Below are 17429 nucleotides of genomic sequence, written 5' to 3'. Positions count from 1 at the left end.
TCACCAAAATATGTACGAAGAAATTATCTCTTTATTACATAAAACAAATGCTTCCTACGAAAAATTTGAGCACGAACCTGTTCTCGATTACGAGACAGATCGAGTCGTTCGTGAACGTCTCGGCTTGCAAGGGGCTCCAAGTAAAAGTTTATTTTTAAAATCAAAATCTGGATCCTATTACGTGTTCTTCACACTGGAAGGAACTCGTTTCGAGAGAAATGAAATGAAAGAACTCACTGGAGAACGCCTATCAATTTGTTCACCTGATGAACTAAGGGAACAAACAGGCTGTATTCCCGGATGCGTGGCACCATTTGGTTATTCACAGGATGTAACGATTATTGTGGATCATTCCATCTATGTCTATGACAAAATTTTAATTACACCTGGTGTTCCAGAATTTACAATTGAATTATCCACAGAAGAATTAAAAAAGATTTTATCCACATGTCAAAATACTGTTTTAGAATATAGAAAAACAAATTGAAAAATCCAGGTAAAACATTTCTTTTAGATGGGAGAGAGCGTCCTGCTGTGGATAGATGCGGTCAGGACCTTTTTTCGCCCATGCCATGTGAAAACAAAAGGAATTAACAAGTGGAGATTCCCCTTTTATTTTCATAGCCACCGCTTGTGTGTCAGCAAATCCATATGAATTTATATCGAAAAGAGAGCTAAATTTAGCTCTCTTTTTAGTGAGCACCCGATCCCGACATATTCAGTACGATAACCCCACCTATAATAAGAGCAATTCCAAGAGCAGTTTGCCATGTGAAGACATCTTTCCAAATAAGTACACCAATTAATGCTGTTAAAGCTGTTCCTACTCCTGACCAAATGGCATAAGCCGTACTCAGTTGGATGTGTTGCAGCGATTTTGACAGAAAGAAAAATGCTGAGGCAAAACCTAATACTACTCCTATGCTTGGAAGCACTTTTGTAAAACCATTTGATACCTTTAACATCGTTGTCCCAAATACTTCACTTACAATCGCAATCGCTAAAAATAAAAAAGCCTTCATAAGATTCCCCCTAAAAAAGAATCCCTCTTAGCATTCTCACTAAGAAGGATTTTTTACAATTATTTTGCTGCTGCCGTATTTTCTTTCGCAGAACGTACTTGCTCATCTGCATGATAAGAAGAACGAACAAGTGGACCAGCTTCACAGTGGCTAAACCCTTTGCTAAGTGCAATTTCTTTTAGCTCTGCAAATTCTGCCGGTGTGTAGTATTTAATAACTGGTAAATGCTTTTTAGATGGTTGTAGGTATTGTCCAAGCGTTAAAATATCCACATTGTTCGCACGTAAGTCGTCCATTGCTTCAATTAAATCTTCTCTTGTTTCACCTAGTCCCACCATAATGCTAGATTTAGTTGGAATATCGGGTTGCATTTCTTTTGCACGACGTAAAAACTCTAATGAACGAGGGTATTTTGCTCTAGCGCGAACTCGGTCAGATAATCGACTTACTGTTTCAATGTTATGGTTCAAAATATCTGGTTTTGCATCCATTAACATTTTTAGGTTTTCCTCTACCCCGCCCATATCAGATGGTAACACTTCAATAGACGTGAATGGATTTTTACGGCGAACAGCGCGTACTGTTTCAGCAAAAACAGCTGCTCCGCCGTCTTTTAAATCATCACGTGCAACCGCTGTTATAACAACGTGTTTTAAGCCCATGTGTACTACAGAATCTGCTACACGTTCTGGCTCTTGTAAATCAAGCTCTGTTGGTAAGCCTGTTTTAACCGCACAAAAACGACAAGCACGTGTACAAACCGCACCTAAAATCATAAATGTTGCTGTTTTTCTTACTGCCCAACATTCATGAATGTTCGGGCATTTTGCCTCTTCACAAACGGTATGAAGCTGCTTAGAACGCATCATTTTCTTTAAGCCTGTATAGTTTTCATTTGTATTTAACTTAATTTTCAACCATTCGGGCTTGCGCTTATATTCTGTTTGTTTTGTCATGTTATCAACTCCGCACAATATGAAATAGTTTACCGTGTTCGCTTCTTTCAATGTAACATATCTATTCTAACGTATGAAAGCGATTTGCTCAAATGAAGATTCCAAGAATTTTTACCAATGATTTACTATAATGAAATATCTCGTATATCCCACACTAAAAAGAGTGATGTTGTGAAAGGAGTTTATTTTCATGCTTCGAAAGATTGCCCTATTTCTTTCTATTTGCTTTTTTCTCGGGCAAGGTATTGCCTATGGTGAAGTGGATCAAAATCAAATTTATGAACAGCGCATGACATTATATAAGGAAACTGAACAAAATACTAATATCCCATGGTATTATGTAGCCGCAATTGATCAATATGAACGTAACATTCGTAGCGTAAGAAAAGATATTCCGAAAAAACCTGATGCCGTCATATCCATTTACTTTAAACCAGAAATGTGGTCTGGCCCTGCCAATGCCACTTATAATGATACATTGCCCCATACGATTTCTCTCTTTGGCGGGATTGGTTTAGATGGCGATAAAGACGGATTTTCAAATGCAAATAACGACCGAGATCTTTTACACACAATGGCAACTATTATAAAGAAGCAAGGGACTTCAGAAGACCGTATTAAAATTATGCTGTGGGAATATTATAGACGCGCAAAAACGGTTGAATTAATTACCGAGTATGCTCGCATCTATAAGCACTATGATCGCATTAACTTACAAGGAAATGCTTTTCCTCTTCCTGTTTATAGCGATAATAGCTACCGTAGTACATTCGGTGCTGGTCGCAGCTTTGGCGGAAGACGTATTCATGAAGGCACCGATATTTTTGCAGGACATGGCGTACCAGTAAGGTCTACCTGCTATGGCATTATCGAAACAAAGGGCTGGAATCGCCTCGGTGGCTGGCGCATCGGTATTCGCGATTTATATAACAATTATCATTATTACGCACATTTAGGCGGATTTTCGAAAGACATACAACTTGGGCAAATTGTCGAACCAGGAAAAGTCATTGGCTTCGTTGGTAACACAGGCTACGGCCCTCCTGGCACATCTGGGAAATTCCCTCCGCACTTACACTTTGGTATGTATAAAGACAACGGCTATACAGAATGGGCTTTTGATCCATATATGCATTTAAGTTTGTGGGAGCGAAAAGAACGCGCGAATTTAAAAAACAACCGTAGCTAATTGCTACGGTTGTTTCCTTTTAGATTCTATAATGTTTTTTCAAACTTACTTATCCGTAATAGTATATATCTGTTAATCATCCGCTTTCTTTCCTTTACTATCTGGCACAACAACTCCACCGCTTCCATAATAAGATGGTACCTCTCCTTGTACAATTCGTGTCGCAATTGGGATATGCTGTTTTACCTTAACTTCTTTTGTGTGAAAGGGAATAATCACCTGCAGCGTCACATCAACTTCCATGACCACTTCAATTGCCGTATTGTTAATGCCGTGCGGTTTTACATTTTGCTTAATATCCGTATTCACATGGCCGATTGTTGTAAAATCAATCGGAATATCTGGTCCTAAATTACCAAGGAGTGCATTATCCGTTATACGTCCAAGAGGAACAGACATCGACACCCCGGTCTCTTCTGGAAGACCGAGCGCCTTCATATCCCCCTTCTCCACTTGATGCAAATATTTCTCTATGTATGCAGTAGTTGATGTTAAAATCTCATTTACTTGCTTTGTATTTAAATCGATTGTGGATACTTTTCCATTCTTATCGTTTTGTACTTTCATTAATGAATCCACATCAAACCCTTCCTTAAGCCGATCCTTTACCGCCTTCGTCATGACAACCGTTGCCATTTTATGTGTCTGCACTTCCCCATACTTAATCAATGTCGGCTGAATACTTTTATTCACAATCCAGAAACCTTGTAAAGTTAACAATAAAAAAATGATAAATGAAATGAGTAGTACATGCCGAAAAGGAAGCGGCCCTTTTCGAAACCGCGAAGCTTTTGGACGAAATGTACGCATAAGAAAACCCTCCTTCTATTATCATTTCTATGCAAGAAAGAGGGACGATATATATAAATCCAATTTGATTTTCTAACATATACATTGTGGCTATACAAAATAAAAAGAGACTTCCACCCATTCTCCTTCTGTTTTCACATGGCATGGAACTAAAAAAGGAACCGACCGCTTCTATCTACCGGCGGATCCTCTCTACTACCTAAAAGGAATGAGTTTATGTCGGTCTTTCAATCCGTATTTATATATGCTTATATCATTTTTAATAGTGCATCTTTTCCAATTGTTCCTGCTGGAATGCCTAAAGCCTCGGCCCCAGTCGTAACCGATTCAAGCGGTGCTTCAAGCAGCTGTTCAATTGTTCTCACACCAACTGCGCGACCAGCAATAATTCCTCGGTCTCCTAATTTCTCATTTAAGAGACCGACATCTAAAGCGCCACACATAATATATCCTTTATCGCTCATAACAGCCAGCAAATTTGTTTTTGGGAGCTTTACACTAACCGCTATAAACGTATAGTTATCAATTATAATCGGTTCCACATTCACCATAGTTCACACACTCCTCTCTTTCTTATCTTTATGAAAAGAGAAAAATGAGTGTTACAGGTTAACTAGCCTATAGTTTAATGGAAGATGTATAAGTTATTAACATCTCTGTTAACACATCTCGTAACAGTTCTGGCATATAATATTGTTTTTCAGAAAGTGTGGATAGTTCTGGGTATAAGTACCCGAACGTAAACATATCAATCGTTCCAACAGTATATATGCGATCTAATTCTAAAGACTCCCCATTAATGAGCACATCTTTAAGCAAAATTTTATTTCCAGGAATCGTATCCGGAATAACTTCTATACCATCATAAATCATTTTCCCCATCACTTTCCCACGGAAACCGAGCCCTTTTACTTCAAGCTCTTCCATACTGGGACGACGTGCTTTTAAAATAACTTCCCGTAATGTTTTTCCTTTTACTTTTATTGCACATGGATTAATTGGATGTGGACAAATGCGGTGGATATCGCCTCGTGTGACAATCCCTTCTTTTAACCCTTCTAATAATACCCCTGCATTCACCATGCCAACTTCAGCATTACACCACTCTTTTAATGCGCTTGCCAGTATACTAGAAAATGGTGTTTCCTTAAACCAATCAATTGGTAAAGGTTCCTTCAGCTCAACCACAGGTTCTGCCATTATATTTTCACTTTCTTTTTGCAACATTTCAATTGTGGATAACGGTTTACTATAAGCACTTAAACGCTCTGTTTTAATCGCTCTACCATCCTTTTTCAACAACTGCCCTGTTTCCTTATCCACAGTAAGCTGAACATGGCCGACGTAACGCCCCCACTTTTCACAACAACAAAGCAAAGTTCCATTCACGAGAACACCACGCTCAAACAGATGATGTGTATGTGCTCCTAAAATTACATCGATATCATAATTCTCCGCCATATACTCATCGGCAGTTTTCCCAAGATGAGAAAGTACAACTGTAATATGCGCTTTATCTCTTACTTCTGCTAAAATGGATTCTAAATGCATCATCGGATCTTCAATATGCCAATCTAACATTTTATAGAACTCCGGATAGGCTACTGTTAAACCGATCAAAGCTATCGTAATTCCTTCTGTAGTTGTATGAAGTTTATACGGCTTCGCCCAAGTAGGACGCACGCCCTCTTTTTCAAATAAATTCGCTACGAGCACCTCAAATCCAGCATGATCATATAAATGGTTTAAATGCTCCTTCGCTAATGTAATCCCTTCATTATTTCCAATCGTTACATAATCATATAACGCCTCGTTTAATAACTTCGTATTCCCCAGTCCATTTGTCGCTTCCGTAATACTATGAAAACGATCCACGTGATCGCCGATATCTAACGTTAAAACAGACTCCCCAGCTTCCTGTCTTCGCTTTTTCTCTTCGAGTACAAACCGAGAAATTTGTGGCCAATTTTCAAAATGACTATGTATATCGTTTGTATGATAAAGGTGGATGATTGTTTCTTTATTGATATCCAGAGAAAAAAACCTCCTCTCAGTTCCTTACTGCATTTTACGCTATACGCGTGCAATAATCCTGTAAATACTTTTCGCCTTTTCTTGCTATTTTACATTGTACTGCGATTTCATGAAAATAGAAAAGATTCCGGGTTAAAAACTAAGTAGTTCTTGTGGAAAAAATTTAAAATAACACATAAAAGTAAGCTTCAAATATCCCCCAACTACAATTTTTAAATAACCTATGAGATAATCTCCTTACATACTACATATTGTAGAGATGTTTTCTTTCAAATTGTGTTAAAATTTTGTGTGATACTATTCAATATACATTAATAAAGGTGAGGGTACCCAGTGAATAATAACGACAATACATATTGCACTATGGTTATATTTGGAGCAACAGGAGATTTAGCGAAGAGAAAATTATTCCCTTCTATATATAACCTATATAAAAAAGGACAGCTCTCTAAAAATTTTGCTGTTGTTGGTGTAGCGAGACGTGAATGGAGTGACGATGTATTTCGTGAAAATGTATTATCCTCTATTCAAGAGTCAAAAATTGAACCAGGGAATGATTTAGATGAATTTTTAACTCATTTCCGCTACTTAGCGTTTGATGTTACGAATACTGCTTCATACCAAGATTTGAATGCATTAATTACTAACCTTGAAGAACAATTCCATATTCCAGGAAACAGAATGTTTTATATGGCGATGGCTCCTGAATTCTTTGGAACAATTGCTTCTTACTTGAAATCAGAGGGCGTGACAAATTCAAGCGGCTGGAATCGATTGATTATTGAAAAGCCTTTTGGACATGACTTGCCATCCGCGCAAAAATTAAATGAAGAACTTCGTCACGCATTTGCAGAAGATGAAATTTATCGTATTGATCATTATCTAGGAAAAGAAATGGTTCAAAACATTGGCGTTATTCGTTTTGCAAACGCAATATTTGAATCATTGTGGAATAATAGATACATCTCTAATATTCAAATTACATCCAGTGAATCTTTAGGTGTAGAGGATCGTGGAGGTTACTATGACAATTCCGGTGCCTTAAGAGATATGGTACAAAACCATATGTTACAAATGGTTGCTTTACTGGCAATGGAACCGCCAATTCGTTTAACAACAGAAGAAATCCGAAGCGAAAAAATTAAAGCATTACGTGCACTTCGACCAATAGCAGTAGAAGAAGTGGATCAATATTTTGTGCGAAGTCAGTATGGTACAGGAACAATCAACGGAAAAGAAGTTCCTGGGTACAGAAGCGAAAATAAAGTGGATCCAAACTCAAGAACGGAAACATTTGTGGCGGGTAAATTATTAATAGACAATTTCCGCTGGTCTGGTGTGCCGATCTACATTCGTACAGGTAAACGCATGCAAGAGAAATCAACAAAAATCGTTATTCAGTTTAAAGAATTGCCAATGAATTTATATTCTAAATCAGAAAACAGCGTTCATCCGAACCTGCTTATTATTCATATTCAGCCGGATGAAGGAATTTCTCTTGTTTTAAATGGTAAGAAAATCGGTACTTCTGAAAAGACGACACCATTTAAACTTGATTACTGCAATGACTGCGTAGACAGAGTAAATACACCAGAAGCTTATGAGAAGCTGCTATATGATGCAATTCAAGGCGATGCAACAAACTTTACTCACTGGGATGAAGTAGCTTTATCATGGAAATTTGTTGATGTTATTTCTAAAGCATGGAAGCAGGATGTATCAACCGATTTACTTACTTATGAATCAGGATCAATGGGACCTCAAGCTTCTGATGATTTGCTTGCAGAAAACGGCTTCCATTGGTGGCCAATTTCAGATGATAGTGACTACTCAATCTAATCATAGCAAAGGCGAAAGGAGAATTTTTATGAAGAAAGTATATGACATTACAGTACCTATTTACGAAGGAATGCCTGTATATAAAAATAAACCGGAAAAACAGCCTCAACTTTCTAAAGTTACAAACGGCCATGTAACAGAATCCACATTAAAAATGGATGCTCATACAGGAACGCATATTGATGCGCCTTTGCATATGATCAATGACGGAGACACGTTTGAAACACTTGATATCGAGAAATTAGTGGGCGAAGCAAAGGTTTTTGACCTGACACATGTTGAAGGCGGCATTACTGCTGAAGACCTGAAAGATTTTGATATTCAAAAAGGGGATTTTGTATTACTTAAAACAAAGAACTCCTTCGATGAAGAATTTAACTTTGATTTTATTTATTTAGCTGAAAGCGGTGCGAAGCTGCTTGCTGAAAAAGGCATTCGTGGTGTCGGTATTGATGCATTAGGTGTTGAACGTGCACAAGAAGGCCATCCGACTCATAAAACACTATTTGCACACGATATTATTGTAATCGAAGGATTAACATTTAAAGAAGTAGAAGCAGGAACATACTTTATGGTCGCAGCTCCATTAAAACTAATGGGTACAGATGCAGCACCAGCGCGTGTGTTATTATTTCAATAAAGTGAAACTTTAATCAGTGGGGGTTTTCCTCATCCCCCACTGATTATTAGTTGAACCAATCGGGCCTTTACGGGCAGTAATACTCCCACCTAACTTCTTTGCTTGCACCGAATTTTGAGGTGGGAGTATTACTGCCCGTTAATGCGGGATAAAAAAATGGACCAAGATTTCAATCTTGGTCCATTTTTTATTTTATATCCATTTCGTATGGAATGTACCTTCTTTATCTACTCGTTTATACGTATGTGCTCCAAAATAATCGCGCTGCGCTTGTAACAGGTTTGCAGGTAGTGTTGCAGTACGATAGCTGTCATAGTAAGAAATCGCCGCTGAAAATGCAGGTACCGGAATACCTTGTTGTACAGCCAATGAGATAATTTGACGTAATCCGCCTTGGTATGACTCCACAATTTCTTTAAAGTATGGGTCAAGTAAAAGGTTCGATAAGTCAGTGTTCTTCTCATAAGCTTCTTTAATGTTCTGTAAAAAGGCTGCACGAATAATACATCCGCCTCTCCAAAGCATAGAAATGCTGCCAAAATCAAGGTTCCAGTCATATTCCTCAGAAGCTGCCTTTAATTGCGTGAATCCTTGCGCATAAGAACAAATTTTACTCATATATAAAGCTTGGCGCACTGCTTCAATTAATTCTGCTTTTTCAATTCCAAGCGCTGGTTTATCTTTAGGGCCAGATAATAATTTACTTGCATGCACACGCTCTTCTTTTAAAGCAGAAATACAACGTGCGAATACAGATTCTGTGATAATCGGAAGAGAAATACCTAAATCAAGTGCACTTTGGCTTGTCCATTTCCCTGTGCCCTTTTGTCCCGCAGTATCAAGAATAACATCCACTAATGGCTTTCCAGTTTCTTCATCTTTCTTCGTGAAAATGTCTGCTGTAATCTCGATTAGATAGCTGTTCAGTTCGCCCTTATTCCATTCAGCAAATATTTCGTGAAACTCTTCTGCAGTCAAATCAAGTGTTTGTTTCAAGAAGAAATATGCCTCACAAATTAACTGCATATCTCCATACTCAATACCATTGTGAACCATCTTTACATAGTGACCTGCTCCATCCGGTCCAATATAAGAACAGCAAGGTTCACCATTCACTTTTGCAGAAATATTTTCAAGCATACCTTTCACTTTTTCATATGCATCCTTCTGTCCGCCCGGCATAATAGACGGCCCCTTCAATGCACCCTCTTCTCCGCCTGACACACCTGCACCAATGAAATTGATTCCTTTTTCGGCAAGACGTTTATTTCGGCGAATTGTATCGACAAAGTATGTATTACCGCCGTCAATTAAAATATCACCTTTATCAAGGTAAGGAAGCAGCGAATCAATTGCTTTATCTGTAATTTCCCCTGCGTTAACCATTAATAAAATTTTTCTAGGTGATTCAAGTGCATTAACAAACTCTTCAACCATATGAGTACCGACCAAGTTTTTACCGCTGTTTTCCTCAATGATTTCATTTACTTTTTCCTTTGAAATATCATATAGGGCAACAGAATACCCTCTACTCTCAAAATTAAGTGCAAGGCTTTTTCCCATAACGCCCACACCAACAACTCCAATTTGTTGCTTTGGCATATTTCATCTTTCCTTTCTATGCTGCATGTTGTCTTGACTATATTATAATATATAAGCCTAAGTGAAACTTTAATCAAGTAATATATTTTGTTAATTTTAATATGAGATTCAGTCGAGATCTGTAAACCTAGATCATAAGGACATTGCAACGATTTTTCCTTCAGTGAGGGTTTTCTTCATCCCCCCTTAAACCAGGCTATGCCCTGCACGTTTTGAAGGTTGGATTTTATTACCGATTTCCCCATAAAATAAAAGCGCTTGCATAATTAAAAATCCGAGTTATAATACTTGTATACAAGTATACTTGATTAACATAAGAAGGTGAAGTTATGGCGGAATCAATGGAATTTCTTTATCCTGGAAAATGGCTTTCAAAAGCTTCTACTGGTGATCGTGTTGCAAGCGAACTGAGAATGCGTATTATTTCAGGCAAAATTGAAAGCGGTACCATTCTATCGGAAAATAAATTAGCTGCCGATTTTTCTGTAAGTCGGTCACCCGTTCGTGAAGCACTAAAAGTATTGGCTTCTGAGAATATCATTCGCTTAGAAAGAATGGGTGCCGTTGTCATTGGTTTAACCGAAAAAGAAATCGAAGAAATATATGATGTCCGTTTACTCATAGAAACGTTTATCTTTGAACGGCTTGTAAAGATGGACACGAATGAGTTAGTAAGGGAACTGAATAAAATTATGGAAATGATGAAAATCGCCATCAAATATCATGATGCTGATGAGTTTTCTTATCAAGATGTCTTATTCCATGAAACGATTATTCGCGCCATTCAGCATTCCTATATCTTGATGATTTGGAATAATTTAAAGCCTGTTATGGAAGGCTTCATCCTTTTATCAATGCGTACCCGTTTCAAAGAAAAGTACGAAGACTTTGAACGGATTATCAAAAATCATGAGCTTTATATAAAAGCAATCGAATCAAAAGATCGAGCCCTCATGATTGAAGCCTTACATCAAAACTTTGATGATGTTCAAGGGAAAGTTGAAGACCTCTGGATGTCACAACAAATGTTATCTAAAGGAGTAGAGCAAGAACATGAATAGCTATATGTTAGGTATAGATATTGGTACAACAAGTACCAAAGCAGTATTATTTACTGAAAAAGGCGAAGTCATCCAAACAGAGAATATTGGTTACCCACTTCGCACACCGGATATATCCACAGCGGAACAAGACCCAGAAGAGATTTTTCAAGCTGTTTTGCAATCGATTTCAAATATAACGAAACATCATTCAGATAAAAAACCATCGTTTATTTCATTTAGCAGTGCCATGCATAGTGTCATTGCCATGGATGAAAATGACCAACCGCTGACACCTTGTATCACCTGGGCAGATAATCGCAGTGAGGCCTGGGCACATAAAATCAAAGATGAACTGAATGGTCATGAAGTTTATAGAGGAACAGGTACACCTATTCACCCCATGTCACCATTAAGTAAAATTACTTGGATTGTGAATGACCATACTGAAATCGCTGTTAAAACGAAAAAATATATCGGAATCAAAGAATATATATTTAAAAAATTCTTTGATCAATATGTTGTCGATCATTCCCTCGCTTCATGCATGGGTATGATGAATTTAAAAACACTAGATTGGGATGAAGAAGCTTTAAAAATTGCTGGTATAACACCTGCTCAATTATCTGAACTCGTACCAACTACCAAAATATACAGCAACTGTAATCCAGATGTAGCGAAAAGAATTGGTATCGACCCACAAACACCGTTTGTCATTGGTGCTAGTGATGGAGTGCTTTCGAATCTAGGTGTGAATGCAATTAGAAAAGGCGAGATTGCGGTCACAATCGGGACAAGTGGTGCCATTCGAACCATAATTGACAAGCCGCAAACAGATAAAAAAGGAAGAATATTCTGCTATGCCTTAACGGAAAAGCATTGGGTAATTGGTGGACCGGTAAACAATGGCGGAATGGTCCTTCGCTGGATTCGCGATGAACTTGCCTCATCAGAAGTAGAAACTGCGAAAAGACTAGGAATTGATCCATACGATGTATTAACGAAAATTGCTGAACGTGTGAGACCTGGTGCAGACGGATTATTATTCCATCCATACCTCGCGGGTGAACGTGCGCCATTATGGAATCCAGATGTACGCGGCTCATTCTTCGGTTTAACGATGTCACATAAGAAGGAACATATGATTCGCGCAGCCTTAGAAGGCGTTATTTATAATTTATACACTGTATTTTTAGCATTAACCGAATGCATGGACGTTCCTGTAACTAGGATTCAAGCAACAGGAGGTTTCGCAAGGTCTGACGTTTGGCGACAAATGATGTCCGATATTTTCGCATCTGAAGTCGTTGTTCCAAAAAGCTACGAAAGTTCCTGTCTAGGTGCATGTATATTAGGTCTCTATGCCACGGGAAAAATCGATTCTTTTGAAATCGTTTCCGAAATGGTTGGCAGCACCTACAAACACACACCAAAAGAAGAAGCAACAAAAGAATACAGACAATTACTACCGATATTTATCAATCTATCAAGAGCATTAGAAGACGATTATACACGGATTGCCAATTATCAAAGAAGCTTAATAAAGTGAAAATTTTATCAGTGGCCCCCCACTCCTCATCTCTCTTTGAATCTTGAGGTCGGGGCTTACTGCTCAAAAATAAGGGGATAAACACAAATAAAGCTAATATTAGGGGGGAAGTTACGATGCCATTAGTCATTGTAGCAATTGGGATTTTAGCATTACTTGTATTAATCATGCGCTTTAAATTAAACACATTTATTTCATTAATTATTGTATCGTTCGGTGTTGCTTTAACACTTGGAATGCCACCAGAAAAAATTGTAAAAACCATTGAAGCAGGTTTAGGCGGCACACTTGGCCATTTAGCACTCGTTTTTGGACTTGGTGCGATGTTAGGCAAATTGCTCTCAGATGCCGGGGGCGCACAACGCATTGCTATGACTCTTGTGAACAAATTCGGTAAAAAGAACATTCAATGGGCTGTCGTGACTGCCTCATTTATTATCGGTATTGCATTATTTTTTGAAGTAGGATTAGTATTATTGATTCCGATTGTATTTGCCATTTCAAGAGAACTAAAAGTTTCGATCTTGTATCTCGGTATTCCGATGGCAGCAGCTCTATCTGTAACACACGGATTTTTACCGCCACATCCAGGACCAACCGCTATTGCTGGTGAACTTGGTGCAAACATTGGTGAAGTATTACTTTACGGTTTTATTATAGCTATTCCAACAGTTATTTTAGCTGGACCTGTATTTACTAAAATTGCGAAAAAGCTAGTACCTGAAGCATTCAAAAAAACCGGTAATATACGCTCTCTAGGTGAACAGAAAGTATTTAAACTTGAAGATACGCCTAGTTTTGGAATCAGTGTTTTTACCGCTTTACTACCTGTTATTTTAATGGCAATCGCTACGATTATTACTTTGCTGCAAAAAACAATGGGATTTGAAGATAATAGTTTACTAGCAGCTATCCAGTTTATTGGGAATGCGGATACTGCTATGTTGATATCCTTATTAGTTGCTATCTATACAATGGGATTAGCAAGAAATATTCCAATCAAAAACGTGATGGAATCTTGTACAACAGCTATCTCAAATATTGGGATGATGCTCTTAATCATTGGTGGAGGCGGAGCCTTCAAACAAGTATTAATTGATGGCGGTGTTGGTAACTATGTAGCCGAATTATTCAAAGGAACTTCATTATCACCAATCTTGCTTGCATGGATTATCGCTGCCATCTTACGTATTTCCTTAGGATCTGCTACAGTTGCTTCATTAACGACTGTCGGTTTAGTGATGCCAATGTTAGGTAACACAGACGTTAACCTTGCTTTAGTTGTCCTTGCAACAGGAGCTGGTAGTTTAATTGCTTCACACGTGAACGATGCTGGTTTCTGGATGTTCAAAGAATATTTTGGTTTAAGCATGAAGGAAACATTTGCAACATGGACCTTACTTGAGACTATCATTTCCGTATCCGGATTAGGATTTACTTTATTACTAAGCTTATTTATATAGTTACTTTTTGAACTCCACGGTAACGGGCGAAACGTAAACCGTGGAGTTCTTTGCTTTTGGAAAAACTAAGTTCCACAGTCGAAGATCTCACGAACCGCAAAATTTTTCCTCTATAGGATAAGCGCTGAATCCTCAATCTATGGTAGGTTTCCTCGTGGACAGAGATACGTAAAACGCGATCCGTTTTTTCCGCATGAGGAAAAACACCTAAAAACCATCTATATGTAGCGTTTTGTTTGACTTGTTTACATGTGAAACGAACGGAGCGGAACCCTTCAACATATTGAATCAACAAAATTTTTACGATAATGAGTGGATCTACAGAAGGACGCCCCACAGGAGATTAATAGAAGGGTTTCACTAATTTATAAACAATATTCCAATTCATTTCTTTTTCAATACGAACCAAATGATGGTCTTGGTCATACATAGCTTCATAAAATTTACGGTTTTTTGTAATCTCGAGATTTTGTTGATTATAAAACATAAAAAACGCCACCTTTCTTCTTATTCTTCTAAAAAAGGAGACGTTTTTAAAGTGTTTTATTTAAAAATCGTATTGGCAGAGTTGTTTTTCAACACTCTACTTGTAACACGACATATGTCGTGTTACAATTTCATTATAAGGTGGTGACCATAAAATGGATAAAGAGATATTAAAAGGAAGTATTGATATTTTACTTCTTTCTATCATTAGACAGCATGACACATACGGCTATGAAATCATTCAAAAATTAAAAGAGAACAGCAATGATTTATATAATATGAGCCAAGGTACGCTCTATCCAGCCCTAAAACGCTTGGAGCAAAAAGAACTGATTAGCTCTTATTGGGGAGAGTCTGAAACTGGTATGAAACGAAAGTTTTACAGCATTACTGCAAATGGCAAAAAGGTATTAGCGGAAAAACTCACAGCATGGGATTCTGTTACAGCTTTAATTAAAGTTTGCGGGAAGGGAGCTTTAAGTTGATGACGATTGAGGAATACATAAAGCTTATTATAAAAGAAACACACTTACCAAAAAGTGAAAAAGAAGAACTATACCTTGAACTATACGACCACCTGACAAGCCTACAACAAGAGTTTATCCATCAAGGAACATCAGTAGAGGAAGCAACGCAATTAGCCATTCAAAATTTTGGAGAGGCCAATGTATTAGGAATAGAAATTAAGAAAGTGATGAGTCCTTCTCATAAATACATAAAGTGGCTTGGCTGGGGACTGTTTGTTCCCTATTCATTCATCTTAGTATTTCAACTTTTATTAAGCAGACCGCTTTTTGATTACTTCCGCAATGTAACATACTCCTTAGAAACAGGTAACTGGAATGCGATTAACCATCTAGTAAATGTAATTCCTTTTGCAAGCACATTCAAATATATTATAAACTTCAATCATTATAATCTAGATATATGGCTCATGAACACGATAGGGAATATTTTAATATTTATTCCTTTCGGTTTTTTCATTCCTCTCTTATTCCCGAAAATAAACAACTGGAAGTTAACTTGCAAACTTTTTATTAAGATCGTTTTCTTTATCGAATTACTGCAATTATTAACTTTTACTGGTATCTTCGATGTAGATGATATTATTTTGAACACCACGGGCGGATTAATCGGCTATAGCATTTACATCGGCATGAAAAAATTATGGATTCGCTATAAACGCATCAATAAAGCCACCTCATTTTGATGATGAGGTGACTTTTTATGTGTCCAATATGGTTGAAGGGTCTTTATATCGTGTCGAAGCGCCGATAAATGATCCATTTGTGCCGATATATCGTAAAAAACGCTGACATATTTGCCGCCAATAAAAAAAGCGCCCTGCTAAGCAGGGCGCTTCCACTTTAAATATTAACCAATAGAACCTTCCATCTCAAACTTGATTAGGCGGTTCATTTCAACTGCGTATTCCATTGGAAGTTCGCGAGTAAATGGCTCGATGAAGCCCATTACGATCATTTCTGTAGCTTCTTGCTCAGAAATACCGCGGCTCATTAGGTAGAATAATTGTTCTTCTGATACTTTAGATACTTTCGCTTCGTGCTCAAGTGAAACGTAATCGTTTTTGATTTCGTTGTAAGGAATTGTATCAGATGTAGATTGGTTATCCATGATTAACGTGTCACACTCGATGTTAGAGCGAGAGTTTTTCGCTTTTGGTCCGAAGTGTACGATTCCACGATAAGTTACTTTACCACCATGTTTTGCAATCGATTTAGAAACGATTGTTGAAGATGTGTTTGGTGCTAAGTGAATCATTTTCGCACCAGCATCTTGGTGTTGGCCTTTACCAGCAATCGCGATAGATAATGTTAAACCACGAGCGCCTTCGCCTTTTAAGATAACTGCTGGGTATTTCATCGTTAATTTAGATCCGATGTTACCGTCAATCCATTCCATCGTTGCGTTTTCTTCACAAACCGCACGTTTTGTAACTAGGTTGTATACGTTGTTCGCCCAGTTTTGGATTGTAGTGTAGCGGCAATATGCATCTTTCTTAATGATGATTTCTACTACCGCACTGTGAAGTGAGTTAGTCGTGTAAACAGGTGCTGTACAACCTTCTACGTAGTGTACGTGTGCGCCTTCGTCTACGATAATAAGCGTACGCTCGAATTGTCCCATATTTTCAGAGTTAATACGGAAATACGCTTGAAGTGGTGTATCAACTTTAACACCTTTTGGAACGTAGATGAATGATCCACCAGACCAAACTGCAGAGTTTAATGCAGAGAATTTGTTGTCTGTTGGTGGGATTACTTTTCCGAAATGCTCACGGAAAATGTCTTCGTTCTCTTTTAATGCGCTATCTGTATCTTTAAATACGATTCCTAGAGCTTCTAGGTCTTCTTTCATGTTGTGGTATACAACTTCAGATTCGTACTGTGCAGATACACCCGCTAAATATTTTTGCTCAGCTTCTGGAATACCTAATTTATCAAATGTAGCTTTAATTTCATCAGGTACTTCATCCCAAGACTTCTCAGATTTCTCAGATGGTTTTACGTAGTACGTAATTTCATCGAAATCTAAGTCATTTAAATCGCCGCCCCATTGTGGCATTGGCATTTCGTAGAACTTATCCAGTGATTTTAAACGGAAGTCTAACATCCACTGTGGTTCTTCTTTCATACGTGAAATCTCTTCAACGATCTCTTTTGTTAAACCGCGTCCAGCACGGAAAATCGAAACGTCTTTGTCCTTGAAACCATATTTATAATCGCCGATATCTGGCAGTTGCTTCGCCATGTTGGTGTGTCCCTCCTTAGATAACCT

17 protein-coding genes are annotated in these 17429 nt (G+C 37.9%); 9 read left to right on the top strand and 8 right to left on the bottom strand.

Annotated features, from left to right (window positions below):
• Positions 1-10: 10 nt before the first annotated feature.
• Positions 11-487 (top strand): YbaK/EbsC family protein, encoded by a 477-nt coding sequence (locus LOK41_RS18405; RefSeq protein WP_241817746.1) that lies wholly within the window; start codon positions 11-13, stop codon positions 485-487.
• A 205-nt stretch (positions 488-692) separates the two neighbouring features.
• Here LOK41_RS18405 and LOK41_RS18400 read toward each other — a convergent pair whose 3' ends face one another.
• On the bottom strand, positions 693-1022 hold the full coding sequence (locus LOK41_RS18400) for a DMT family transporter (protein WP_241817745.1): 330 nt from the start codon (positions 1020-1022) through the stop codon (positions 693-695).
• Positions 1023-1081: 59 nt separating this feature from the next.
• The gene (gene lipA / locus LOK41_RS18395) at positions 1082-1978 is read right to left on the bottom strand and encodes a lipoyl synthase (RefSeq protein ID WP_000166377.1); all 897 of its coding nucleotides are present in this window, start codon (positions 1976-1978) and stop codon (positions 1082-1084) included.
• 190 nt (positions 1979-2168) lie between these two features.
• On the opposite strand from lipA, the gene LOK41_RS18390 reads away from it, so the two are divergent.
• Positions 2169-3167 carry a M23 family metallopeptidase gene (locus tag LOK41_RS18390; RefSeq protein ID WP_241817744.1) on the top strand — a complete coding sequence of 333 codons (999 nt, stop codon included), beginning with the start codon at positions 2169-2171 and terminating at the stop codon, positions 3165-3167.
• 72 nt (positions 3168-3239) lie between these two features.
• Here the strand turns inward: LOK41_RS18390 and yunB are convergent, their stop codons facing one another.
• From yunB to LOK41_RS18375, 3 genes are all read right to left on the bottom strand, one after another.
• Positions 3240-3977 (bottom strand): sporulation protein YunB, encoded by a 738-nt coding sequence (gene yunB / locus LOK41_RS18385; protein WP_241817743.1) that lies wholly within the window; start codon positions 3975-3977, stop codon positions 3240-3242.
• Between the two features lie 248 nt (positions 3978-4225).
• Positions 4226-4528 carry a YunC family protein gene (locus LOK41_RS18380; RefSeq protein WP_026594181.1) on the bottom strand — a complete coding sequence of 101 codons (303 nt, stop codon included), beginning with the start codon at positions 4526-4528 and terminating at the stop codon, positions 4226-4228.
• A 67-nt stretch (positions 4529-4595) separates the two neighbouring features.
• Positions 4596-5987, bottom strand: coding sequence for a bifunctional metallophosphatase/5'-nucleotidase (locus LOK41_RS18375; protein ID WP_347269334.1), 1392 nt, complete (start codon positions 5985-5987; stop codon positions 4596-4598).
• 387 nt (positions 5988-6374) lie between these two features.
• Here LOK41_RS18375 and zwf point away from each other — a divergent pair, with 387 nt between their 5' ends.
• Together zwf and LOK41_RS18365 are read left to right on the top strand one after the other, a co-directional pair.
• Entirely contained in the window at positions 6375-7850 is a 1476-nt protein-coding gene (gene zwf, locus LOK41_RS18370) for a glucose-6-phosphate dehydrogenase (RefSeq protein WP_241817767.1), read from the top strand.
• A gap of 28 nt (positions 7851-7878) precedes the next feature.
• Complete coding sequence (locus LOK41_RS18365; RefSeq protein ID WP_241817742.1) at positions 7879-8490, top strand: cyclase family protein; 612 nt, start codon at positions 7879-7881, stop codon at positions 8488-8490.
• A gap of 192 nt (positions 8491-8682) precedes the next feature.
• On the opposite strand, the gene gndA is transcribed toward LOK41_RS18365, so the two are convergent.
• Positions 8683-10092, bottom strand: coding sequence for an NADP-dependent phosphogluconate dehydrogenase (gene gndA, locus LOK41_RS18360; RefSeq protein WP_241817741.1), 1410 nt, complete (start codon positions 10090-10092; stop codon positions 8683-8685).
• A gap of 329 nt (positions 10093-10421) precedes the next feature.
• Here gndA and LOK41_RS18355 point away from each other — a divergent pair, with 329 nt between their 5' ends.
• From LOK41_RS18355 to LOK41_RS18345, 3 genes are all read left to right on the top strand, one after another.
• The gene (locus tag LOK41_RS18355; RefSeq protein WP_241817740.1) at positions 10422-11153 is read left to right on the top strand and encodes a GntR family transcriptional regulator; all 732 of its coding nucleotides are present in this window, start codon (positions 10422-10424) and stop codon (positions 11151-11153) included.
• The gene (gene gntK / locus LOK41_RS18350) at positions 11146-12681 is read left to right on the top strand and encodes a gluconokinase (RefSeq protein WP_241817739.1); all 1536 of its coding nucleotides are present in this window, start codon (positions 11146-11148) and stop codon (positions 12679-12681) included. The genes LOK41_RS18355 and gntK overlap by 8 nt, the downstream gene beginning before the upstream one ends.
• Before the next feature lie 116 nt (positions 12682-12797).
• Entirely contained in the window at positions 12798-14144 is a 1347-nt protein-coding gene (locus LOK41_RS18345) for a GntP family permease (protein ID WP_241817738.1), read from the top strand.
• On the opposite strand, the gene LOK41_RS18340 is transcribed toward LOK41_RS18345, so the two are convergent.
• On the bottom strand, positions 14137-14481 hold the full coding sequence (locus LOK41_RS18340) for a transposase (protein WP_241817737.1): 345 nt from the start codon (positions 14479-14481) through the stop codon (positions 14137-14139). The two genes, LOK41_RS18345 and LOK41_RS18340, sit on opposite strands and share 8 nt — an antisense overlap.
• A gap of 304 nt (positions 14482-14785) precedes the next feature.
• Between LOK41_RS18340 and LOK41_RS18335 the strand changes: the two genes are divergently transcribed.
• Positions 14786-15115, top strand: coding sequence for a PadR family transcriptional regulator (locus tag LOK41_RS18335; RefSeq protein WP_241817736.1), 330 nt, complete (start codon positions 14786-14788; stop codon positions 15113-15115).
• Positions 15115-15840, top strand: coding sequence for a VanZ family protein (locus tag LOK41_RS18330; protein ID WP_241817735.1), 726 nt, complete (start codon positions 15115-15117; stop codon positions 15838-15840). The genes LOK41_RS18335 and LOK41_RS18330 overlap by 1 nt, the downstream gene beginning before the upstream one ends.
• 164 nt (positions 15841-16004) lie before the next feature.
• Here the strand turns inward: LOK41_RS18330 and sufB are convergent, their stop codons facing one another.
• The gene (gene sufB, locus LOK41_RS18325; protein WP_001118827.1) at positions 16005-17402 is read right to left on the bottom strand and encodes a Fe-S cluster assembly protein SufB; all 1398 of its coding nucleotides are present in this window, start codon (positions 17400-17402) and stop codon (positions 16005-16007) included.
• Between the last annotated feature and the right edge of the window lie 27 nt (positions 17403-17429).

The sequence above is a fragment of the Bacillus sp. TL12 genome, from assembly GCF_022625245.1.
In the GTDB taxonomy this organism is placed as follows: Bacteria; Bacillota; Bacilli; order Bacillales; family Bacillaceae_G; genus Bacillus_A.
Note: the sequence above shows the minus strand (reverse complement) of the source record. Positions and strands in the feature narration are given on the sequence as shown.